Source organism: Bradyrhizobium sp. cf659 (assembly GCF_900113725.1).
In the GTDB taxonomy this organism is placed as follows: domain Bacteria; phylum Pseudomonadota; class Alphaproteobacteria; order Rhizobiales; family Xanthobacteraceae; genus Bradyrhizobium.
In genome coordinates this window covers 48366-69458 of the sequence record NZ_FOQJ01000018.1, presented here as the reverse complement: position 1 = coordinate 69458, position 21093 = coordinate 48366, and the positions used below count along the sequence as shown (strand labels likewise).

The window sequence follows — 21093 nt, the reverse complement described above, 5'->3', positions numbered from 1 at the left end:
TTCTCGCCTCGATCGAGAGACCGATGTCGAGCCAAGACCCCGATCAGGCAAGGCGGGCCGGACGTGCGCTGGATGCGGCCAACTTCTTCCTCGCTGACGTCCGCGACGGGCTTGGGCCCTATCTTGCGGTCTATCTCCTCACCGAGCAGCACTGGGACGAGGCGCGCATCGGCCTCGTGATGTCGATTGCCACAGTCGCGGGTATCGTGGCGCAGACACCGGCCGGCGCGCTGGTCGATGCGACCCGGGCGAAGCGGCTGGTGATGGTTGTCGCCGCGATCATGGTGACGCTTGCATCGCTGTCGCTGCCGTTGTTCCCCGGCTTCGTGCCGGTCGCAATCTCGCAAGGCATCGCGCAGGCCGCCGCCGTGGTCTTTCCACCGGCGATTGCCGCCGTCTCGCTCGGCATCTTCGGCCATGCCGCTTTCACCCGGCGGATCGGCCGCAACGAAACTTTCAACCATGCCGGCAACGCGGTCGCGGCGGGTCTTGCCGGCCTCTCCGCCTATTGGTTTGGCCCGACCGTGGTGTTCTACCTTCTCAGCGCCATGGCGATCGCAAGCCTTGTCAGCATTCTTGCGATCCCCGAACGGGCCATCGACCACGATCTCGCCCGCGGCCTGCACGACGCCGATACACGGAGCGAACAGCCGTCAGGCCTCGCGGTGCTCCTCACCTGTCGCCCCCTGCTCGTCTTCGCGATCTGCGTCCTGCTCTTCCATCTCTCCAACGCGGCGATGCTGCCGCTGGTCGGCCAGAAGCTCGCGCTCCAGGACAAGAACATGGGCACCAGCCTGATGTCGGCCTGCATCGTCGCAGCCCAAGTGGTGATGGTGCCGTTCGCGATGCTGGTCGGTGCGAGAGCCGACCGCTGGGGCCACAAGCGCTTCTTCCTCGCTGCGCTGCTGATACTGCCCATTCGGGGAGCGCTCTACACGCTCTCCGACAATCCGTTCTGGCTGGTCGGCGTGCAGCTTCTCGACGGCGTCGGCGCCGGTATCTTCGGAGCGATCTTCCCCGTCATTGTCGCCGACCTCATGCGCAACACCGGACGTTTCAACGTCGCGCAGGGCGCGGTCATCACCGCCCAGAGCATCGGCGCGGCGCTGTCGACGACGCTTGCGGGCCTCGTCGTGGTCGGCGCGGGTTACAGCGCGGCGTTCGTCACGCTCGGCGCGGTCGCTGCGATCGGCGCGATCGTCTGCCTTGTCGCCTTGCCCGAGACGCGGCATGGAACCCCGCCGCCGCAGGGGAAGACAGCGTCGCCGACATCGGCTATCGCTGCCGAATGAACCCATTCCACCTCGAGGATTGAACGTGCCGACCGTGCCGCATGAGGCCATCTGGGCCTGGAGCATCATCGTCGTCGCGACCGCAGGCGTCATCATCCGCCCATGGTCCCTGCCCGAGGCGGTCTGGGCCGTGATCGGCGCTGGCGCCCTCGTGCTGCTCGGCTTCCTGCCGTGGCAGGACGCGCTTGTTGGCATCGAGAAAGGCGTCGACGTCTATCTCTTCCTGATCGGCATGATGCTGATTGCCGAACTGGCGCGGCTCGAGGGCCTGTTCGACTATCTCGCCGCGCTCGCGGTGGAATATGCAGACGGATCGCCGCAGCGGCTGTTCCTGCTGATCTATCTCGTCGGCACGCTCGTCACCGTGCTGCTCTCGAACGATGCCACGGCGATCGTGCTGACACCCGCCGTCTATGCCGCCACGCGCGCGGCCGGCGCCAAGCCGCTGCCCTACCTGTTCGTCTGCGCCTTCATCGCGAATGCCGCAAGCTTCGTGCTGCCGATCTCCAATCCGGCCAACCTCGTCGTGTTCGGTGCGCGCATGCCGCACCTGACCGAATGGCTCCGCCTGTTCGCCCTGCCCTCGGCGGCATCGATCCTGCTCACCTATGTCGTGCTGCGCCTGACCCAGCGACGCGCGCTGAAGGAAGAGACCATCGCGCGCAGCGTGCCGCATCCGAAGCTCGGCCGCGGCGGAAAACTCACGGCCGCGGGCATCGTCGCGATCGGCGTCGTGCTGGTCACGGCCTCGGCGCTGGACAAGCCACTGGGCCTGCCGACCTTCATCTGCGGCGGGACGACGGCCGCGATCGTGCTGCTGTTGAGCGGGCAATCGCCGCTGCCCGTGCTGAGGGGCGTGTCGTGGAGCGTGCTGCCGCTGGTCGGCGGGCTCTTCGTGATGGTGGAAGCGCTGGTGAAGACAGGCGTGATCGGGCAGCTCAGCGCGCTGCTGCATCAAGCCGTCGCGCAATCGGTGCCCAAGGCGGCCTGGAGCGTCGGCATCGCAACCGCAATCGCCACCAACATTGCCAACAACCTTCCGGTCGGCCTCGTCGCGGGCTCGGTCGCCGCCAGCGATCATTTGCCCGCGCCGGTCGTCAGCGCCATCCTGATCGGCGTCGACCTCGGCCCCAATCTGTCGGTAACGGGGTCGCTCGCCACCATCCTCTGGCTGGTCGCGCTGCGGCGGGAGAAGATCGCGGTCGGCGCCTGGCCGTTCCTCAAGCTCGGTCTGCTGGTGACGCCGCCCGCTTTGATCGCCGCGCTGGCTGTGGCGATCAGGTAGCCGCGGCCGAACGCGCCGGCCGATCAAGTGCAGTTGTTTGCGGTGCATCAATGCCGGCGGGGCCTACCGCGCCTAGAGTTCACTTGTCGCGTGATTCAGACATGCCGCGGCAAGGAAGGTTCATCATGCAGATTCAATCAAAGGCGCTGCCGCAGAGCTTTTCCCTGCGTCGCGAAATCCAGAGCTTCATCGCGCCCGCTGACGGCCGAGCGGAGACATCCCATCCCCTGCTCATCTTCTCCGTTGTGGCGCTGCTGGCCCTGTTCGCCATCGTGGAAATCGACCTGCACTCCGCCCAGCTTCAGGCGATCGGCCTGCTCAGCCAGGGGACCGGGATCGATCCCGTCTTCCTGAGCCCGTAGCGGGAAAAGCCCGATCGCGGCCGCAACGGCCGCGACCGGGCAGTGCATCCTCAGTCGTTCTCGTAGCCGTAGACTTCCGGCAGGATGAAGATCGCAGCGAGCAATCCGATCAGCGGGAAGATCGCGACCATCAGCGTGGCATTCGCCTGCCCGATCGCAGCGAACACCGTCGGGAACAGGAAGATCGCCAGGAACGACGGCAGCTTCACGAACATGTAGGCGAAGCCGCTGGCGGTGCCGCGGTACTTCGGCTTGGCGACCATGGTCGGGATCGTCATGCAGTTCGACGCGTCCCAATAATGGCCCCACAGCATGGCGGCTGCTGCGAACGGCAGCAGGATCTTGTTGTCGGTATGGAGCGCAAAGGCCGCAACCAGCAATGACGCCAGCACGATGCTGAAACCGGCGATCGAGATGCCGCGATGGCCGATCTTCGGCGTCAGCAGCGGGCCGACCCAGCCGGACAGAGCGGCGAAGCAGAACAGCGCCATCGTCACCAGGTTGATGCCGAGCACGCTCGACACGCCGACCATGACAAAGAGCACCGGCAGGTAGAACGCAAAGGTCGAGAACTCGCTGCCTTGCGCAAAGCAGGCGATCCAGCCGTAGATCGTTGCGCGCCAGCGGATTGGATCCTGCTTGAGGTCGGCGAGGAAGGCGCGGGTGCTGACCTTCGGCACTTTCACATCGTGATCCGGCAGCATGGCGAGATCGTCGTTGAACATCTCGCGCGCGACCTGCTTGGCCTCGCGGTAGCGTCCCTTCTGCACCAGCCACACTGCGGTCTCCGGCACGTCGTGACGCATGATCAGAATGATCAGCGCCGGCACCGCGCCGAGGCCGAGCGTCACGCGCCACAGCATCTCGTGCTGCATGTCGATCAGGAGGAAGATCACGATGACGCCGATGGTGAGGACCTCGCCGACGGCGAACATGAACTGCCAGCGGTTGCCCATGACCTCGCGCTCGCCCTTGGCCATGGATTCCATGATGTAGGTGTAGCCGGTCGAAATATCCGAGCCGAGCGGAATACCGAGCAGGAAGCGGATCACGATGAGCCAGGTAACGTTCGGCACGAAGGCCTGCGCCAGCGCCAGCACGATGAACAGCACCATCGTCACCAGGAACATGACGCGGCGGCCGATCTTGTCGGAGAGCCAGCCGCCGAGCAACGCGCCGATCAGGGCGCCGCCCTGCGTGCCGGCCGCGGCGAGGCCGAGCATCAAGGGATCGGGATTGTATTGCTCCTTGATGAAGATCAGCACGAAGGCGATCGAATAGAGATCCCAAGCCTCGACCAAAATCGAGGCCATCATCAGCCAGCCGACCTTGTTACCCTTGGGACTGTAATTCGTGATCAGGTAGCGGACCGCGGCTTCGCTCGCGGTCGGTTGTGGCATGGCCATCGTCGACATGTTTGGTCCTCTCTTCAAAACTCTCTTACGCGCCGAGCAGCGGCTCGATGCTGCAATCGAGCAGGCGCGGGTCGATCCCCGCCTCCATGCCCGTGAACATCTCGCCCATGTAGTCGATCAGCGCATCGCTCGCCTTCACGGCGTCATCGACGCGGCGGCCGGCGACGGCCGCGAGAATGGCGAGATGATGGTCGATCGTGCCGGAAAGATCGGCCTGGCCCGGCATGAAGCGGTGGTGGATGTAGCCGATGCGCCGGTACAGCGTGTGCAGCGGTCGCATCGTGTGCACCAGGAACGGCTCGCCGGCCGCCTCCAGCACCAGCGCATCGATGCGGCGGTCGATGTGGTTGAATTCGTCGAGGGTCAGGCTGGCGCGGCGCTCGCGCAGCAGGCGCTCGATGTGCAGCGCCTGATTGCGGTGCGACAGGCTGGCGCGATCGGCGGCAAGGCGGATCACGAAGCGCTCCATGTCGCGGCGCAGGCCGAGCAGCATGCGTTCACGCGCGAGATCAATCGGCGCGATGTGCAGGCCGTGACGCGGGCGGATGATGATGAGCGTATCTGCGGAGAGACGATTGACGGCGTGATGCACCGGCGTGCGGCCGAAGCCGGTGATCTGCTGCAATTCCAGCATCGTCATGAACTGGCCGGGCTTGAGCTCGCAATGAACCAGCAGTTCCTCGATCCTCTGGTAGGCCAGCTCGAAGAAGTTGAGACGGTTGCGCCGGGAGGGCTTGCCCTCGCCGTCGTCCTCGTTTCTCACCACCGCGAGCGCGCGCTTGCGCCGTGCCATGTTGTCCTCCCCGTCGGCCTGCGTTACCCCCGCACGGCGGTGCCTTATTTGTGAGAGCCTTAAAACATGTTGTGATATATTACAAGCGGGCGTAAGACTTCCGCGTGCCGCGCTGCATGTTGCAGCGCGAAATAACAAGACGGCGCGAGGCGCCTGTGATGGGAGGAAAGCTGGTGAAGATCACGTCGATCGAGACCTTGCGCACCGAGGAATTCTCCAACGTCATCTGGGTCCGCGTCCACACGGACACGGGCGTGATCGGTCTCGGCGAAACCTTCTATGGCGCGGGCGCGGTCGAAGCGCAGATCCACGACACGTTTGCCGGACGCCTGCTCGGCCGCAATCCCCTGCACATCGAGGCGATCCACCGCGACATGCTGAACCTGCCGATGGCGCAGTCCTCGACCGGCGTCGAATACCGCGCGGCATCCGCGATCGACATCGCGCTGTGGGACCTGTTCGGCAAGGTCTGCAATCAGCCGGTGCATCAGATGCTCGGCGGCCTCTGCCGCGACAAGCAGCGCATCTACAACACCTGCGCCGGCACGCAATATGTCCGCTCCACCAATATCAGCCCGGTCGCAAACTGGAATCTCGGCGCCTCCAAGGGTCCCTATGAGGACCTCGACGGCTTCATGCACCACGCCGACGCGCTCGCCGAGAGCCTTCTGGAGAGCGGCATCTCAGCGATGAAGATCTGGCCGTTCGATCCCGCGGCCCAGGAGAACAAGGGTCTCTACATCACCGCGGCGCAGATGAAGCGCGCGATCGAACCGTTCGAGAAGATCCGGAAAGCCGTCGGCGACAAGATGGAGATCATGGTCGAGCTCCATTCGCTGTGGAACCTGCCGACCGCCAAGCAGATCGCGCGCGCGCTCGAGCCCTACAAGCCGACCTGGTACGAAGACCCGATCCGCATGAACTCGCCGCAGGCGCTCGCCGAATATGCGCGCTCGACCGACGTCTGGGTCTGCGCCAGCGAGACGCTGGGCTCGCGCTTCCCCTACAAGGACATGCTCGACCGCGACGCCATGCATGTGGTGATGGCGGATCTGTGCTGGACCGGCGGCCTCACCGAGGGCCGCAAGATCGCGGCGATGGCCGAAACCTATCACCGGCCGTTTGCTCCTCATGATTGCATCGGCCCGATCGGCTTCATTGCCGCCATCCACATGTCGTTCAGCCAGCCCAACACGCTGATCCAGGAATCGGTGCGCGCCTTCTACAAGGGCTGGTACAATGAGCTCGTCACCACAATGCCTGTTATCAAGGACGGCTATGTCTTCCCGATGGAAGGCCCCGGCCTTGGCGTCGACCTCTTGCCTGCGGTATTCGACCGCAGCGATCTCACCGTGCGCCGTTCCAACGTCTGAGGATTTCTTGAGATGAGCACCGCCCTTTTCGACCTTTCCGGCCACACCGCGCTCGTGACCGGCTCCTCCCGCGGGCTCGGCCGCGCCATCGCCGAGGGCATGGCCAAGGCCGGCGCCAGGCTGATCATCAACGGCGTCGATCCCAAGCGCGTCGAGCAGGCCGTCGCCGAGTTTCGCGCCGCCGGGCATCAGGCCGAGGGCGCGGCCTTCAACGTGACGGACGAGCCGGCGATCGTCGCCGCCTTCAACGACTTCGACAAGAAGGGTATTGCCGTCGACATCGTCGTCAACAATGCCGGCATCCAGCACCGCAAGCCGCTGGTCGAGTTCACCACCGACGAATGGCGCAAGGTGATCGAGACCAACCTCACCAGCGCCTTCGTGATCGGCCGCGAGGCCGCCAAGCGCATGATCCCGCGCAAGCACGGCAAGATCATCAATATCGGCTCGCTCGGCAGCGAGCTCGCGCGTCCCACCATCGCGCCCTACACCGCCGCCAAGGGCGGCATCAAGAACCTGACCCGTTCAATGGCGGTGGAATGGGCCCAGCACGGCATCCAGGCCAATGCGATCGGCCCCGGCTACATGCTCACCGACATGAACGAGGCCCTGGTCAACAACACCGATTTCAACAACTGGCTGATGGGCCGCATTCCCTCGAAGCGCTGGGGCCGGCCGGACGAGCTGGTGGGCGCGGCGATCTTCCTGGCGTCGGACGCCTCCACTTACGTCAACGGCCAGATCATCTATGTCGATGGCGGCATGATCGCCGCGATGTGATCCGCGAAGAATATTGAGGAGCGAGCCCATGCGCGCCGTCGTCATTCACGCCCCGAAAGACCTGCGGATCGACAGCTACCCCGATCCGGCACCCGGCCCGGGCGAGGTCCGCGTCAAGATCGCCAATGGCGGCATCTGCGGCTCGGACCTGCATTACTATCATCACGGCGGCTTCGGCGTCGTGCGCATCCAGCAGCCGATGGCGCTGGGCCATGAGATCGCCGGCGTGGTCGCAGCCGTCGGTGACGGCGTCACCAGCGTGAAGCCCGGCACGCGCGTCGCGGTCAATCCGAGCAAGCCGTGCGGCCAATGCCTGCATTGCCAGGAAGGCATGCGCAACCAGTGCCTCGACATGCGCTTCCTCGGCAGCGCGATGCGCTTTCCCCATGTGCAGGGCGGTTTCCGTGAGTTCCTCACGGTCGATGCGACGCAGGCCGTGCCGATCGCGGACAAGCTGTCGCTGGCCGAGGCCGCGGTCGCCGAACCGCTCGCCGTATGCCTTCATGCCGGCAAGCAGGCCGGTCCCCTCCTCGGCAAGCGCGTGCTGATCACCGGCTGCGGCCCGATCGGTGCACTGATGATCCTGGTCTCGCGTTTCGGCGGCGCCGCCGAGATCGTGGTGACCGATGTCGCCGACGCGCCGCTCGCGGTCGCCAAGAAGCTCGGCGCCACGCACGCCATCAACGTCGCGACCCATGCCACTGCGCTCGATCCCTGGCGCGCCGGCAAGGGCGTGTTCGACACGCTGTTCGAGGCCTCCGGCAACCAGGCGGCGCTGCGCACCGCGCTCGACGTGCTCAGGCCCGGCGCCACGCTGGTGCAGCTCGGCCTCGGCGGCGAGATGACGCTGCCGATCAATTCCATTGTCGCCAAGGAATTGCAGCTGCGCGGCACCTTCCGCTTCGATCCCGAGTTCGAGCTCGCGGTGCGGCTGATGGGCGAAGGCCTGATCGACGTCAAGCCGCTGATCACGGCCACCATGCCGTTCGAGAACGCGGTCGCCGCCTTCGAGCTTGCCAGCGACCGCGCGCAGTCGATGAAGGTGCAGTTGACGTTCTAGAAACGCGATGCGGCTTAGTTCACCTCTCCCGTAGGGAGAGGTCGGATCGCATCGTCAGATGCGATCCGGGTGAGGGGTTACGGCCACACTGAATGCTGCGCCCCCTCACCCGGATTGCTACGCAATCCGACCTCTCCCCGCTGGGGAGAGGTGAAGCGAGCTACTGGCTCTCGACCAGCCTTTCGCTCACCAGCCGCACCGCGCCCCGTTTCCACGAATAGTCTGCGCCCAGGCGCAGGCCGCTGTCGCCGCGTGACACCACGGCGCCGGTCCTGGCATCGCGGACCTGAAAGCCGAGCGTGTACTCGGTGCGACTGACCCGCCGCACCACGCCGATCAGCGACTGGTCCGCGCCGAGCTTTTGCGCAATCGCCGCCTCGCAGCCGTTGCAGTCGCGCAAGGCGTGTGCCTTCACGGCTTGTTCGTCCGCACCACTGACTTCTACGAGGCGGTAGCGACCAGATCGCCCCAGCGCCTCGCGCACGCTGCCGGTGACCTCAGCCAGGTACGACGCATCCGAACTGGCCGAGGCGCCCATCGACGCCGCGGTCGTGTCCTCGAGCTCGAACTCGAACACCGCCAGTGCGACCGGCGCTTGTGTGCCGAGCGCGGCCATGACCTCACGCGACACGAAGATCTCGGCGCGCTCCCATGATTCATCATTGTCGCCGCGGAAGGTGTAGAGCTTGTCCATCACGATCTTCTTGGCACCGACGTCGATCACGGCGACCTTGGCCCATTGCACCAGCGTGCTCGTCTTCTGGATGCCGCCGATCACCTTGAAGGCCGCGTCGTCCTGCACCGACGGCACTGGCCGGTAGCGGCCGTCCGCACTGATATCCCGCCTGAGCGCGGCCATGAACGCCGACAACCGCCGCTCATGGGCGGCGGTCTGGTTGGCCGGCTCGGCCGACGTATCGGTATAGCTGAAGTCGTCCATGGCAACGCCGATGGCGGCCTCGGCACCGGCTGGCGAATGGGCCGCCGGAAAGACGACAAGGAGAAAGGCAGAGAAGATCAACCGGGACAGGTGCATGAGCGGGCCTCGCGTGACGGAGCGGCCCGAAAAACTGGATGGTCACCGCAGGCCATGCACCCGTATCCGTCCCGGCGAGTGCCGGGAAAATTTCACGACGTTGCACTGCGGTAGAGCGCAGCGCTTTCCGCCGCTTGCGTTCTGCCGTTTAATGCGGAGGCAACAAACCCGTTCGCGCCAGGTGCCCGCCGATGTGGAACCGCCCGAGATCCGATCTCAAGGTCCGTCTGACGTTGCGCGTGGCCGCAATATCGGCCGCCTGCTTCGCCGTGATATCAGCCTATTTCCTTGTCACGGCTGACCGCGAGGCGCACGCGCGCATCGACGGTATCGCCGCCATCGTGGCGAAGTCGCTGGAGCTGCAACAGGGCAAGGTCCAGTGGGTGGCGAGCCCGCGCTCGGACTTCCCCAACCTTGACCCCGTATCGGCCTACGTGATGACGCCCGGCCTGTGCCTGGCATTCCGTGGCACGAGCGGCGACATACTCCAGCGCTTCTGTAGTGGCGCGCCTACCCCGGCGAACCCGCCGCCGCAGGTCTTCGCGGCCTTCTATCGCAGCCTGTTCGACCCCGGCCGCGAGGCGGCACGGCCAGTGATCGTGCGCGGGGCGAAGCTCGGCGAGACCGTGGTCTCGGTCGATCCGGCCGTGCAGACGGCGGAGGCCTGGCACGAGGCCGGCCGCCTGATGATCGCGCTTGCGATCGCACTGCCGCTGCTCTGCGCGCTGGTCTATGCGGCTCTGGCGCGGGCGCTGCGCCCCACCCGAATGATCCGCACCGGCCTCGAGCAGATCGCCGCCGGCGACCTCACCGCACGGCTGCCGCCGTTCGACCTCGCCGAGCTCTCCGCCATCCGCGACGTCTTCAACCATCTCGCCGAAAGCCTCGACACCGCGCTTGCCGAGCGCAGCGAGCTGACGCGAAAGCTGATCGCGCTCCAGGACGAGGAGCGCCGCCATCTCGCGCGCGAGCTGCACGACGAGTTCGGCCAGTCACTGGCCGCCATCCGCGCGCTCGCCTCATCCGCCCGCCAGACCGCCGTGCAGGACTGCCCTTCCCTGCTGTCCGAATGCGACGGCATCGCACGGACCGCAACCGGCATGATGGAGATGCTGCGCGGCACGCTGTTCAGGCTGCGTCCGCCCGATGTCGAAGAGCTCGGGCTGGTCGCCAGCCTCGAAGGCCTGGTCGCCGGCTGGAACGGGCGCAGCCGCGGCGAGACGCGTTTTGCGATCCGGTTCGACGGCGCCTTCGAGACCCTCCCGGCCGCGATCAGCGCCAGCCTCTATCGCATCGTGCAGGAGGCTCTCACCAACGCCGCCAAGCATGCCGGCGCAACCAAGGTGAGTCTGGAATTGACGATGCGTACCGACGAGATCGCGCTTGCGATCGACGACGACGGCCGGTCGAGCGATCCCGCCGCGAAATCCGGCATGGGCCTGCTCGGCATGCGTGAGCGCGTCGCGGCTCTGCGTGGCCGACTGAGCTTCGAGGCCGGCCCGCATGGCGGCACTGCACTGCGCGTCATCATCCCCGTCGCCGCCGATCGGCCGGTGCTGGAGCACGCGGCATGAGCGCGGGCGATGCGACCATCCTGCTGGTCGACGACCATTCCGTCGTCCGCGAAGGCTATCGCTCGGTGCTGCAGAAGCAGCCGGGCCTGCGCGTCGTCGCCGAAGCCGCCGACGGCGCGGAGGCCTATCGTCTCTACAAATCCGAGGCACCCGACCTCGTCATCATGGATTTGAGCATGCCGGGCATCGGCGGCATCGAGACCGTCAGGCGGATCAGGCAGTGGGACAAGGGCGCAAGAATCCTCGTCTTCACCATGCACCAGAATGCGGGCTTCGCCGTGCAGGCGATCCGCGCCGGTGCGAGGGGCTATGTCACCAAGATGAGCCCGCCGGAAACGCTGGTGCGCGCGGTGATGGACGTGCTCGCCGGCAAGATCGCCATCAGCCCCGACATCGACCACGAGCTCGCACTGAGCCGCATCAGCGGCGAGAGCTCGGCTGCCGACGTCCTCACGCCGCGCGAGTTCGAGGTGCTGCGGCTGCTGCTGGCCGAGAAGACGACGGAGGAGATCGCCGAGACGCTCCACGTCAGTCCGAAGACGGTGGCGAACCTGCATTCACTGATCAAGGACAAGCTCGGCGTCGACTCCGACATCGAGCTGGTCCGCCTGGCACTGCGCCAGGGAATCTTGACGCAGGTCGATCTCGGCGAGGCCTGATCGCAGCCTGCGCCATCCCGCTTGGCCGCGGATCATTCGCGCGCGACCACCGCGTCCAGCCATGCGCAGTTCAGCGGCGGCACACGCGGGTCGGCGACGCGCACGCCGCGGGCCGCGGCGTCCAGCCTCATGTCCCGCAAGCGCTTGCGCTGCTCCTCCGGCATGTTGAGCCGCTCGTGGCCCCATAACGACGGGCCGTCAAAGGTCTCGTGCGGCTGCCAGCTCTCGGGATCGATGATGCGACCGCCCCAGCCATATTCGATGAAGAAGCCCGAGGGCGTATTCACGTAGAACGAGGTCATGTGGTCGTTGGTGTGCCGCCCCAGCGTATAGGCAATACGGCCGTCATCGAGCTGCGCGAGGTCGTAGCCCTGCCCGACATCGTCGAGGCTCCCGAGCTCGACCATGAAATGATGCAGCGCCCTGCGTCCCGAACCAACCATCGCAAAGCTGTGGTGGCGGCCGTTGACGTGGAAGAAATAGAGCCCATAGGGCTTGAGCCCGAAATCGGAGACGTGGAAGCCAAGCACGTCGCGGTAGAACGGCAGCAGCGGCTCGACGTCCTCGACGTTCAGCACCACGTGCCCCATGCCGAGCGCGCCGGTGCGAAAGCCCGAGATCGGCCGCCCCGGCTTGAACGGCTCGGTCGCAAGCTCGGGCTTGCAGAAGGCCTCAAGCCGGTTGCCGGCAGGGTCCGCGAACGTGATCAGCTCGGCCACATGCCGTTCGTCGGCGAGTGCGCGCGATCCGCGCGTCACTCTTACGCCGTGGCCCTCCAGCCGGCCGGCAAGCCCGTCGAGTTCGGCGGGTGCGGGAACTTCCCAGCCCATCACCGCCAGCCCGGCATCGCTGCTGCCGTCGACGATCAGCCGCTGCTTGCGGTCGTCCATGCGGAAGGCCCGCATCTTGCCGCCGCGATCGACCTGCTGCATGCCGAGCAGTGTTGTCGCCATCCGGCTCCACTGGTCGATCTGCGACGAATTGATCCCGACATAACCAAGCGCGGTGATTTCCATCGACGTCCTCCCGAGGGCATCGCACCCGCCGCACTGCGGCGAACTTGATACCGGCCGCGCACGATCCTACGGTGGCGTCCGCGATCGCTTCGCGTTTGCAATGACGATAGTCGCGGAGCGAAGCGGCACAAGGGAGGAAATGCGAAGTGTCCAAGGAGCGGACGCGGACCGGAGCGCCGCGGCAGTCGGAGGGCGTCCGCGCCTTCAAGCGTGGCCTGGACGTGCTGCACGAGGTCAACCGGTCCGGCGGCATCCGCGCGGGCGACGTTGCCCGCGCACTCGACCTGCCTCGCCCGACCGTCTACCGCCTGCTCGAGACGCTGGAGGAACTCGGCTATGTCGCCCGCAGCGCCAGCGACGACCGCTTTCGCGTGACCCGGCGCGCGCTCAGTCTCGGCGACGGCTACGATCCCGGCGTGGTGATCTGCCAGGTGGCGGCGCCCTATCTGGCTGAGCTGAGCAAGAACCTGGTCTGGCCGGTCGATCTCTCTACATATGAGAACGCGGCGATGGTGGTACAGGAAACCACTCATTCCCGCAGTCCGCTCTCGATCGACCGCGGCATGATCGGAAAGCGCCTGCCGATGCTGCGGACGTCCGCGGGCCGCGCCTATCTCGCCGCCTGTCCCGTGCGCGAGCGCGACCTGATCGTCAGTCATCTCCGCCGCATCGACGAGGCCGACGATCGCCCCTTCCTCGACGAAGCCCGCCTCGACCGCATGATCGCGGAAACCGCCGCGCGCGGCTATGCGATCCGCAGCGAGGGCGAATACAACCCCAAGACCGCCTCGATCGCCGTGCCCATCGTTCGGAACGGCGTCGTATTCGGCTGCATCTCCATCATCTGGATTCGCTCGGCTCTCGGGATCGAAGAGGCGGCGGCGCAGTTTGCAGGACAGCTTCAGGAGACGGCGTCGGCCATCCCGGTCGAGGTCTAGCGGGTCCGTCCGCTGGGCGGACACTTGGCGCAGCGGCATTGATGCTGCGGCGCGGCTTGGGGAAGAGATAGCCCCATGCAGGATAAATCCACCCCCGAAGAGTTTGATGTCGTGATCGTCGGCCGTGGCCCGGTCGGCGCGACACTTGCCAATCTGCTCGGCCTGTGCGGCGTCCGGACGCTGGTGCTGGACCGCGAGGCGCGCACCTATCACCTGCCCCGCGCGGTGCATTTCGACGACGAATGCATGCGCGTGTTCCAGACCATCGGCCTCGCCGACGCGATCCTGCCGCATGTCATCCTCAGCCCCGGCATGCTCTTTCTCGACGCCGGCGGCAGGATGCTGCTGGACTGGTCGCGCCCGCAGGCGCTCACGCCGATGGGCTGGAATCTCAGCTACCGCTTCCACCAGCCCGATCTGGAGGACGTGCTGATCAGCGGCCTTGCGCGCTGGCCGCACATCGCCTTGCGCAGCCGCTGCGACGTGTTCGCACTGGATCAGGACGAGACCGGCGTGCGCGTCCGCTACGAGGATCTGGCCAACGGACAGCTCAGCGAGGTCCGCGCCGGCTATGTGATCGGCTGCGACGGTGCCCGCTCTCTGGTGCGCCGCTTCATCGGCTCCGGCATGGACGATCTCGGCTTTCACGAGCGCTGGCTGGTGATCGACGTGCTGCTCAAGCGCGACCGCGGCGACCTCGGCGACTACAGCATCCAGCACTGCGATCCCCGGCGGCCGGCGACCTATGTCCGAGGCACCGGCACCCGGCGGCGCTGGGAAATCACGGTCCTCCCGGACGAGGATTCGCAAGATGTGGCGCAGCCGGCCAAGGTCTGGGAGTTGCTGTCGCGCTGGATCACGCCCGACGACGCCGAGATCGAGCGCGCCGCGGTCTACACGTTTCATTCCGTCATCGCGCAGCAATGGCGGAGCGAACGGCTGCTGCTCGCGGGCGATTCCGCACACCAGACCCCGCCCTTCCTCGGACAGGGCATGTGCGCCGGCATCCGTGATGCGGCCAACCTCGCCTGGAAACTCGGCGCGATCATCCGCGACGGCGCCGCGCCTGAATTGCTCGACACCTATCAGAGCGAGCGCCAGCCGCATGTGCGCGAATTCATCGAGCTCGCCATCCGCCTTGGCGGTGTCATCAACACCAAGGCGATCGAAGCGGGCCTGGCGGTCGGCGAAGCCCGCGCGAATGCGCCGGTCAAGCTCGAGGTGAAAAAGCCCCTGCTCGGCCCCGGGCTTGCGCTCGACGGCCTGCCATTGGCCGGGCATCTCGCACCGCAGTTCGAGTTGAGCGACGGACGCAGCAGCGACGACCGGACCGGGTATAACCATGTGCTGCTCGTCGAGACTGCGGCCGCGCTGCCATCGCGTCTCACCCAGTCGCAGGCCGGGATCGCGATCCTGACCGGCGACGACGCCGAAGGCGTCGGGCACTGGCTGTGTGAGCACCGCATCATCGCCGCGCTGGTCCGTCCCGACCGCTACGTGCGCGGCACCGCCCGCAACGACTCCGAGCTCGAACGGCTCGTCGCCGCCGTCACTGCTCCAACCCACGTGCCGTCCGCGGCCTGACCGAACCCGCTTTCCAAGGATATCTCATGAAGCTGCTCTCTTTCATCGCCGACGGTCGCGCCTCCTTCGGGGCCATCAAGGACAACGACGTGGTCGATCTCGGCGCGCGCATGGCAGGCCTCAGGACACTGAGGCAGCTGCTCGAAGCCGATCGCGTTGCCGAGGCGGCAAAGCTCGTCGCCTCCATGACGCCCGATCATGCCCTCGACAAGATCAGCTTCGCACCCGTCATCCCTGATCCGGGCAAGATCATCTGCGTCGGCCTGAACTATCGCGACCATGTCGCCGAAACCGGCCGTACCGTTACCGAGAAGCCGGCGCTGTTCGTGCGCTTTCCCTGTAGCCAGGTTGGCCATCTCCAGCCGATCGTGAAGCCAAAAGTCAGCGACGATTTCGACTATGAGGGTGAGCTTGCGCTCGTCATCGGCAAGGAAGGCCGCCACATCCCCGCGCACCGCGCGCTCGACCACATTGCCGGCTATTCCTGCTACAACGAAGGCAGCATCCGCGACTGGCAGCGCCACACCAGCCAGTTCCTTTCCGGCAAGACCTTTGCAGAGAGCGGCAGCTTCGGCCCGTGGCTGGTGACGGCGGACGAGATCCCCGATCCGTCAAGGTTGACCTTGCGGACCCGGCTCAACGGCACGGTGGTACAGGACACCACCACCGATCTCCTGATCACCGCCATCCCCGGGCTGATCGCCTACATCTCGACAATCTGCCCGCTGGTCCCCGGCGACGTCATCGTCACGGGCACGCCCGGCGGCGTCGGCGCAAAGCGCACGCCGCCTTTGTGGATGCGCCCCGGCGACACCGTCGAGGTCGAGATCTCCGGCATCGGAACCTTGCGCAACAAGGTCATCGCCGAGGCGGAGTGACCTCTGCCTTCGATCAAATCAAAACGATAACAAATCAGGAAACGCCATGGCCATTCACCGCACGACCTCCACCGCCATCCTGCTGATCATGCTGGCGCTCGCAGGCACCGCCGCGCGCGCCGAAATCAAGGGCGAAGCCATCCGGATCGGCGTCCTCACCGACATGAACGGGATTTTCGCCACTGCCATGGGCCCGGGCTCGGCCGAGGCAGCGCGCATGGCTGCGGAGGAGTTCGGCGGCAAGATCAATGGCAAGCCCGTCGAGATCCTGCAGGCGGACCACCAGAACAAGCCGGACCTCGCAGCCTCACTCGCGCGAAAGTGGTTCAGCGACGGCGTGCAGGCGATCGCGGACGGTGGCAGCTCGGGCGCGGCGCTCGCGGTGCAGGAGCTGGTGCGCGGCAACGGCAGGATCTTCCTCGTCTCCGGCGCAGGCGCCAACCAGCTCACCGATGAGGCCTGCGCGCCAACCAGCGTGCAATGGACCCAAGACGCCTACTCCACCGCGACTGCCGTGGTCTCCGGCATCATGCAGACCAGCAAGGAGCCGTGGTTCTTCATCACCGGCGACTACGCCTTCGGCCATTCGATCGAGGCGACCGCGCGCGCCCGCATCACCGAGCTCGGCGGCAAGGTTGCCGGCAGCGTGAAAGCCCAGCTCGGCACGCCCGACTACAGCTCGTTCCTGCTGCAGGCGCAGTCCTCGGGTGCAAAGATTCTCGCAATCAACGTCGCCGGCGACAACGCCACCGCGATCAAGCAGGCCGAAGAATTCGGGCTCGCCGCGCAGGGCATGAAGATCGTGCCGATGTCGTTCCAGAATGTCGACATCGAAGCGGTCGGCCTGAAGGCGACGCGCGGCGACCTTATCGTGACCTCGTTCTTCGAGGACGTCTCGCCGGCGGCGCGGAAATTTTCCGATGCGTTCCATGCGCGCCGCAAGGCGATGCCCTCGCAGATCCAGGCAGGGGTCTATTCCGCCGTACGCCACTATCTGCAGGCCATCAAGGACACCGACTCGGACGACAGCGCGATCGTGATGGCCAAGATGAAGGCGACGCCGGTGTCGGATGCCTACACCACCAACGGCCGCATCCGCGATGACCAGCGCATGGTGCACGATCTCTATCTGGTCCAGGTCAAGACGCCGGAAGAGTCAAAAGGCCCGTGGGATTTCGTCAAGCTGGTCGCGACGATCCCGCCCGACCAGGCCTTCCGCCCGCTCGACCGCAGCAAGTGCAGCCTGGTCGGCAAGTAACGCTCAGGCCAGATAACGCGTCAGATAGCCTTCCATGGCGTAGAGCGCGCAGAGCGCCAGGCTCGACCACACCGCCGCGCTGAAATACAGGAACATCCAGGTCAGCTCGCCCTTCCAGTGCGCGATGTCGTGGGTCACCACCCAGCGCGTCGAGACGTCATGCAGGCCTTCGAGGAAGCCCAGGAACCTGCCGCCCTCGGCATGCCCTGCCCGCCAGCGGCTGAGATACATCGGCACGTCCACCGTGACCAGGAACGCGAGGAAGCAGGCGATGCCGACGATGCCGGCGATCAGCGCCCAGCGCACCACGCCTTGGAATTCCGGCATCAGCCGGCACAAAGCGATGCCGGCGAGGAAGAAGGTGACTGCCCACAGCGAATTCTCGATCGCGTTGTAGAGGAAGTTGGTCGTCACCACCGCGTACCAGGAGAAACACTCCGCGATGATGATGATAGGCACAATCACGAGCGCGATGTTCACCGCGGTCTCCGCACCCGTCATGTGACCTAGCTGATACAGGATGATGGCCCATTGCGCGGCAAAGCAGACCTCGGCCACGGTCGCGACCGAACGGCCGACGACGACGCTCGACAGCCAGGTGTCGAACAGGCAGATGCGCTGCACGTCGGCGCGCGGCAGGAACGAGCGGAAGGCGCAGCCGAACACGTAGCCGGCGCAGAGCAGGAACATCAGCCCGATGTCGGAGCCGCCGCCGACGCTGCCCGCAACCGTCGGGTAGAACTCGCGATACAGCATGAACCAGACGAGGATGTTGGCGCTGCTGACGAGCGTGAGCGACCCCCACCACCACGCGAGGGGATTTGACCGCGCCTGCCACTGCAACATGAATCGCTCCGCCGTAATCGATCTGACATTCAGCGGTAGCAATTCTGTCATAAATCCGTCGTTGGGGGCGACAAAAATCTGCGTTATGGCACTGTCATAATTGCGCTATGCGATGTCATATTCGCGAAGGCGATCTGCCCTCCACCAATTTTCTACACCCATTCCGGAGCCGCCTTTTTGAGGCGCCCCCGGAATGATGCGAGGAGCTTATTTCTTCATCCCGCCCACATAAGCCGCCAGCTTGTCGAGCGTCTGGTAGCCGTATTCGACCGCGCCAAACCCGATCATGCCGTCGCGCTGCTCCGTGCTCGAGGCCAGTTGCCGCATCATCAGCACGGTCTTGCCGTTGCTCTGCTCGGCGAACGTGACGGTGAAGCGAAACATGCCGGGATCGTCGTCCTGGTCGGTGCCGTGATCCATCTCCATCAAGGACGGCCGCTCGATACGGCGGAAGCGCATGCGGTTCGGATAGACCGTGCCGTCGGGGCCGATCATGTTGAAGCGCCAGACGCCGCCGACCCGCACGTCGATCTCGAAGGTCTCGACCTTGAAACCCTTCGGCCCGAACCATTGCGGCAGATGCTTGGGGTCGGACCAGGCCTCGAACACCAGCTCGCGCGGCGCGTCGATCACGCGCGACATCACGATCTCACGGTCGAGCGACCATTGCGACAAGGCGGGGTTGGCAGAATTCGTCATCGTCAGGCACCTTTCCGTTTGGTTGTGCGGGACGGCCGCTTGGCGGCCGCCCTCTCCTTCTCTTTCTTGAGCTGCATCACGTAGGCCTCGAACCGGTCGAGCCGCGCCTCCCAGATCGCGCGCTGCTGCTGGAACCAGTCTTCGGCACCGAGAAGCGCGTCCGGGCTGAGGCGGCACGTGCGCACGCGGCCGGACTTCTCCGACAAAACGAGCCCGCTCGTCTCCAGCACGTGGATGTGTTTCATGAAGCTCGGCAGCGCCATGTCGAAGGGATCTGCGAGCTCGCCGACGGATGCTTCGCCCACGCAGAGCCGCATCACGATCGCCCGCCGTGTCGGATCGGCGAGCGCGGAAAAAACCTGGTCAAGTCGGGACAATTGGTTAGCCATGTAGCTAACTATAGCCGGCACCCGGATCGACGTCAACAATTGTTAGCTTATTGGCTAAGTGATGCCCGCCCCGCCGGTGTCAGCGAGGCCCCGCGGTGCAGGCCCGCCGGCTGAAATACCTGCGATTGTGGCGGCCGGGTTACAGCCGAAAAGCAGGTCCTTGTGCTGAAATGACACAGGACCATTTTCGATTCATTTTCAGCCCGATTTGGAATGGCAATGCGATTGAACCGGATTGGCTTGGGAGCAGCGATCCTGGCAGCGTCGGCGTTCGGCGCATCGGCTGCCGACCTTCCCGTCAAGTACAAGGCGCCGCCGCCCGATCCCTGGAGCTGGAGTGGCCTCTATGGCGGCGTCAACGCCGGCTACAGCTTTGGCCGCGACACGTTTGACCAGTCTCTCGCAGGCATTCCGCCCGGCCGCGAGCAGCAGGCGTCAGGCAGGGTGCTGCCGACCGGCGGCGTGTTCGGCGGTCAGCTCGGATACAATTGGCAGGCCGGACGCTGGGTACTGGGGCTCGAGGGCGACGCCCAATGGACCGGCCAGCGCGACCCAGGCTGCGGCGGCTTCGAGTGCATCCAGAACTACAATGCCGAAATCGGCGCCGCGCGCGTCCATCACGAGCTCGAATGGTTTGCGACCGCACGCGCCCGGCTGGGCCTCGCCAATGCAGGTTACCTGCTTTACGTCACCGGTGGCGGCGCCTGGGCCGGCGTGCGCGAAACGGCGACGCTCCAGTTCGACGACTCTGTCGCCTCGTCCACGGTGAGGAACACCGTCGCCGGATGGGCGTTCGGCGGCGGCATCGAGGGACGGTTGTGGCAGAACTGGACTTTGAAGGTCGAGTATCTGCATCTCGACTTCAGGCCGACGACCACGACGACGCGCATTGCCACGACCGGCGGCCTCTTGCCCTTCGACGAGACGAACACCGTGAACAGCCACGTCACCGACAACATCATCCGTGTCGGACTGAACTACCGGCTGTGGAATACGCAAAGCATGGCTCCCGTGCCGGTCGATCCGGCCGCCAATGCGTGGCGCTGGACCGGCGTCTATGGCGGTCTCAACGGCGGCTACGGCGTCGGCAACACCTCGTTCCGGGAATTCAAGTATTTCGACCCGGCCGCGCCTCCGCTTGCCGGCGAGCTTACCCATTACATCTCCTCCTTCGCGCCGCAGAAGGTGTCGCCGCAGGGCGCGCTCGCCGGCGGGCAGCTCGGCTACAACTGGCAGACCGGCCATGTCGTGCTCGGCGTCGAAGGCGATGCGCAATGGAGCGGCCAGAAGGACACCGCCTGCGCCATGAGCTGCTTCACGGCCGGCGGTCCCATCGAGACGGTGTCGCAGCGCTTCAACTGGCTCGCGACCGTGCGCGGCCGGCTCGGCTATGCCGACCGCGGCTATCTGCTGTTCGTCACGGCGGGCGGCGCATGGGCCGAGGTCGAGGAGACCGACGTGTTCTCCGGCGCGGCCGTCTACACCTCGGCCTTCAAGCAGACCAAGGGCGGCTGGGTCGCAGGCGGCGGCATCGAGGCCTGGCTGTTCGGCAACTGGACCGGGAAGATCGAATATCTCCATTTCGATCTCGGCAACATCAACCACACGTTCGCGACGCCCGATCCCGGTTTCCCGACCATGGGGGCCCAATCCACCGTGCGCAACGACGTCATTCGCGTCGGCGTGAACTACAAGCTCGGCGGCGGCTAGAAGGTCCGCCGCGGAACTTCCAACGCGCGATTGTGAATTGAGGCGGGACGCGGTTTGCAGGTACGACTGCCGCCGGGGGCGTCGGCAATCTGTTCATCAAGCGCGTGCCCCTACTTGTCACCTCACGACCTCTTTCGATCAGCCGG

The 21093-nt window shown here is 65.7% G+C and carries 20 protein-coding genes; 13 read left to right on the top strand and 7 right to left on the bottom strand.

Annotated elements, in window-relative coordinates:
* Nucleotides 1-23: 23 nt before the first annotated feature.
* The 3 genes from BM118_RS38550 (at nucleotide 24) to BM118_RS38540 (ending at nucleotide 2939) form a co-directional block, all read left to right on the top strand.
* Nucleotides 24-1292, top strand: coding sequence for an MFS transporter (locus BM118_RS38550; protein WP_092193073.1), 1269 nt, complete (start codon nucleotides 24-26; stop codon nucleotides 1290-1292).
* Between the two features lie 34 nt (nucleotides 1293-1326).
* Nucleotides 1327-2577, top strand: coding sequence for an arsenic transporter (locus tag BM118_RS38545; protein ID WP_177235069.1), 1251 nt, complete (start codon nucleotides 1327-1329; stop codon nucleotides 2575-2577).
* A 125-nt stretch (nucleotides 2578-2702) separates the two neighbouring features.
* Entirely contained in the window at nucleotides 2703-2939 is a 237-nt protein-coding gene (locus BM118_RS38540; RefSeq protein WP_177235065.1) for a hypothetical protein, read from the top strand.
* Nucleotides 2940-2989: 50 nt separating this feature from the next.
* Here the strand turns inward: BM118_RS38540 and BM118_RS38535 are convergent, their stop codons facing one another.
* Together BM118_RS38535 and BM118_RS38530 are read right to left on the bottom strand one after the other, a co-directional pair.
* Complete coding sequence (locus BM118_RS38535) at nucleotides 2990-4354, bottom strand: MFS transporter (RefSeq protein WP_092193045.1); 1365 nt, start codon at nucleotides 4352-4354, stop codon at nucleotides 2990-2992.
* Nucleotides 4355-4379: 25 nt separating this feature from the next.
* The gene (locus BM118_RS38530) at nucleotides 4380-5147 is read right to left on the bottom strand and encodes a GntR family transcriptional regulator (protein WP_092193043.1); all 768 of its coding nucleotides are present in this window, start codon (nucleotides 5145-5147) and stop codon (nucleotides 4380-4382) included.
* Nucleotides 5148-5320: 173 nt separating this feature from the next.
* Between BM118_RS38530 and BM118_RS38525 the strand changes: the two genes are divergently transcribed.
* The 3 genes from BM118_RS38525 to BM118_RS38515 are packed head-to-tail and all read left to right on the top strand — an operon-like array spanning nucleotide 5321 to nucleotide 8360.
* Nucleotides 5321-6520, top strand: a complete 1200-nt coding sequence (locus BM118_RS38525) for a mandelate racemase/muconate lactonizing enzyme family protein (RefSeq protein WP_092193071.1) — start codon at nucleotides 5321-5323, stop codon at nucleotides 6518-6520.
* 12 nt (nucleotides 6521-6532) lie between these two features.
* Complete coding sequence (locus BM118_RS38520) at nucleotides 6533-7300, top strand: SDR family oxidoreductase (RefSeq protein WP_092193041.1); 768 nt, start codon at nucleotides 6533-6535, stop codon at nucleotides 7298-7300.
* 28 nt (nucleotides 7301-7328) lie between these two features.
* Nucleotides 7329-8360, top strand: coding sequence for an L-idonate 5-dehydrogenase (locus BM118_RS38515; RefSeq protein WP_092193039.1), 1032 nt, complete (start codon nucleotides 7329-7331; stop codon nucleotides 8358-8360).
* Between the two features lie 160 nt (nucleotides 8361-8520).
* On the opposite strand, the gene BM118_RS38510 is transcribed toward BM118_RS38515, so the two are convergent.
* On the bottom strand, nucleotides 8521-9396 hold the full coding sequence (locus BM118_RS38510; RefSeq protein WP_092193037.1) for a DUF3280 domain-containing protein: 876 nt from the start codon (nucleotides 9394-9396) through the stop codon (nucleotides 8521-8523).
* Nucleotides 9397-9587: 191 nt separating this feature from the next.
* Here BM118_RS38510 and BM118_RS38505 point away from each other — a divergent pair, with 191 nt between their 5' ends.
* Nucleotides 9588-10970, top strand: coding sequence for a sensor histidine kinase (locus tag BM118_RS38505; protein WP_092193035.1), 1383 nt, complete (start codon nucleotides 9588-9590; stop codon nucleotides 10968-10970).
* The gene (locus tag BM118_RS38500) at nucleotides 10967-11629 is read left to right on the top strand and encodes a response regulator (protein ID WP_092193033.1); all 663 of its coding nucleotides are present in this window, start codon (nucleotides 10967-10969) and stop codon (nucleotides 11627-11629) included. The genes BM118_RS38505 and BM118_RS38500 overlap by 4 nt, the downstream gene beginning before the upstream one ends.
* Nucleotides 11630-11661: 32 nt before the next feature.
* Here the strand turns inward: BM118_RS38500 and BM118_RS38495 are convergent, their stop codons facing one another.
* Nucleotides 11662-12645, bottom strand: a complete 984-nt coding sequence (locus BM118_RS38495; RefSeq protein ID WP_177235064.1) for a VOC family protein — start codon at nucleotides 12643-12645, stop codon at nucleotides 11662-11664.
* Between the two features lie 146 nt (nucleotides 12646-12791).
* On the opposite strand from BM118_RS38495, the gene BM118_RS38490 reads away from it, so the two are divergent.
* The 4 genes from BM118_RS38490 to BM118_RS38475 all read left to right on the top strand — a co-directional run bounded on the left by BM118_RS38490 (nucleotide 12792) and on the right by BM118_RS38475 (nucleotide 17303).
* Nucleotides 12792-13583: a DNA-binding transcriptional regulator gene (locus BM118_RS38490; RefSeq protein WP_092193031.1), complete on the top strand. Its 792-nt coding sequence runs from the start codon at nucleotides 12792-12794 to the stop codon at nucleotides 13581-13583.
* Between the two features lie 75 nt (nucleotides 13584-13658).
* Complete coding sequence (mhpA, locus tag BM118_RS38485) at nucleotides 13659-15167, top strand: bifunctional 3-(3-hydroxy-phenyl)propionate/3-hydroxycinnamic acid hydroxylase MhpA (RefSeq protein ID WP_092193029.1); 1509 nt, start codon at nucleotides 13659-13661, stop codon at nucleotides 15165-15167.
* 26 nt (nucleotides 15168-15193) lie between these two features.
* Nucleotides 15194-16045 (top strand): fumarylacetoacetate hydrolase family protein, encoded by an 852-nt coding sequence (locus BM118_RS38480; protein ID WP_092193028.1) that lies wholly within the window; start codon nucleotides 15194-15196, stop codon nucleotides 16043-16045.
* Between the two features lie 46 nt (nucleotides 16046-16091).
* Nucleotides 16092-17303, top strand: a complete 1212-nt coding sequence (locus tag BM118_RS38475; RefSeq protein WP_092193026.1) for an ABC transporter substrate-binding protein — start codon at nucleotides 16092-16094, stop codon at nucleotides 17301-17303.
* A gap of 3 nt (nucleotides 17304-17306) precedes the next feature.
* Here the strand turns inward: BM118_RS38475 and BM118_RS38470 are convergent, their stop codons facing one another.
* From BM118_RS38470 to BM118_RS38460, 3 genes are all read right to left on the bottom strand, one after another.
* The gene (locus BM118_RS38470) at nucleotides 17307-18149 is read right to left on the bottom strand and encodes a hypothetical protein (RefSeq protein ID WP_092193025.1); all 843 of its coding nucleotides are present in this window, start codon (nucleotides 18147-18149) and stop codon (nucleotides 17307-17309) included.
* Nucleotides 18150-18356: 207 nt separating this feature from the next.
* Nucleotides 18357-18848 (bottom strand): SRPBCC family protein, encoded by a 492-nt coding sequence (locus tag BM118_RS38465; RefSeq protein WP_092193024.1) that lies wholly within the window; start codon nucleotides 18846-18848, stop codon nucleotides 18357-18359.
* 2 nt (nucleotides 18849-18850) lie between these two features.
* Nucleotides 18851-19237, bottom strand: a complete 387-nt coding sequence (locus BM118_RS38460) for an ArsR/SmtB family transcription factor (RefSeq protein WP_177235068.1) — start codon at nucleotides 19235-19237, stop codon at nucleotides 18851-18853.
* A gap of 240 nt (nucleotides 19238-19477) precedes the next feature.
* Here BM118_RS38460 and BM118_RS38455 point away from each other — a divergent pair, with 240 nt between their 5' ends.
* On the top strand, nucleotides 19478-20947 hold the full coding sequence (locus BM118_RS38455; RefSeq protein ID WP_177235063.1) for an outer membrane protein: 1470 nt from the start codon (nucleotides 19478-19480) through the stop codon (nucleotides 20945-20947).
* The last annotated feature ends 146 nt before the right edge of the window (nucleotides 20948-21093 follow it).

What these genes read in the sequence shown, in the direction of transcription:
- BM118_RS38550 (WP_092193073.1), top strand. Translation starts at nt 24, where the DNA reads ATGTCGAGCCAAGACCCCGATCAGGCAAGGCGGGCCGGACGTGCGCTG.
- BM118_RS38540 (WP_177235065.1), top strand. Translation starts at nt 2,703, where the DNA reads ATGCAGATTCAATCAAAGGCGCTGCCGCAGAGCTTTTCCCTGCGTCGC.
- BM118_RS38535 (WP_092193045.1), bottom strand. Translation starts at nt 4,354, where the DNA reads ATGTCGACGATGGCCATGCCACAACCGACCGCGAGCGAAGCCGCGGTC.
- BM118_RS38530 (WP_092193043.1), bottom strand. Translation starts at nt 5,147, where the DNA reads ATGGCACGGCGCAAGCGCGCGCTCGCGGTGGTGAGAAACGAGGACGAC.
- BM118_RS38520 (WP_092193041.1), top strand. Translation starts at nt 6,533, where the DNA reads ATGAGCACCGCCCTTTTCGACCTTTCCGGCCACACCGCGCTCGTGACC.
- BM118_RS38515 (WP_092193039.1), top strand. Translation starts at nt 7,329, where the DNA reads ATGCGCGCCGTCGTCATTCACGCCCCGAAAGACCTGCGGATCGACAGC.
- BM118_RS38510 (WP_092193037.1), bottom strand. Translation starts at nt 9,396, where the DNA reads ATGCACCTGTCCCGGTTGATCTTCTCTGCCTTTCTCCTTGTCGTCTTT.
- BM118_RS38505 (WP_092193035.1), top strand. Translation starts at nt 9,588, where the DNA reads ATGTGGAACCGCCCGAGATCCGATCTCAAGGTCCGTCTGACGTTGCGC.
- BM118_RS38500 (WP_092193033.1), top strand. Translation starts at nt 10,967, where the DNA reads ATGAGCGCGGGCGATGCGACCATCCTGCTGGTCGACGACCATTCCGTC.
- BM118_RS38495 (WP_177235064.1), bottom strand. Translation starts at nt 12,645, where the DNA reads ATGGAAATCACCGCGCTTGGTTATGTCGGGATCAATTCGTCGCAGATC.
- mhpA (WP_092193029.1), top strand. Translation starts at nt 13,659, where the DNA reads ATGCAGGATAAATCCACCCCCGAAGAGTTTGATGTCGTGATCGTCGGC.
- BM118_RS38480 (WP_092193028.1), top strand. Translation starts at nt 15,194, where the DNA reads ATGAAGCTGCTCTCTTTCATCGCCGACGGTCGCGCCTCCTTCGGGGCC.
- BM118_RS38475 (WP_092193026.1), top strand. Translation starts at nt 16,092, where the DNA reads ATGGCCATTCACCGCACGACCTCCACCGCCATCCTGCTGATCATGCTG.
- BM118_RS38470 (WP_092193025.1), bottom strand. Translation starts at nt 18,149, where the DNA reads ATGTTGCAGTGGCAGGCGCGGTCAAATCCCCTCGCGTGGTGGTGGGGG.
- BM118_RS38465 (WP_092193024.1), bottom strand. Translation starts at nt 18,848, where the DNA reads ATGACGAATTCTGCCAACCCCGCCTTGTCGCAATGGTCGCTCGACCGT.
- BM118_RS38460 (WP_177235068.1), bottom strand. Translation starts at nt 19,237, where the DNA reads ATGGCTAACCAATTGTCCCGACTTGACCAGGTTTTTTCCGCGCTCGCC.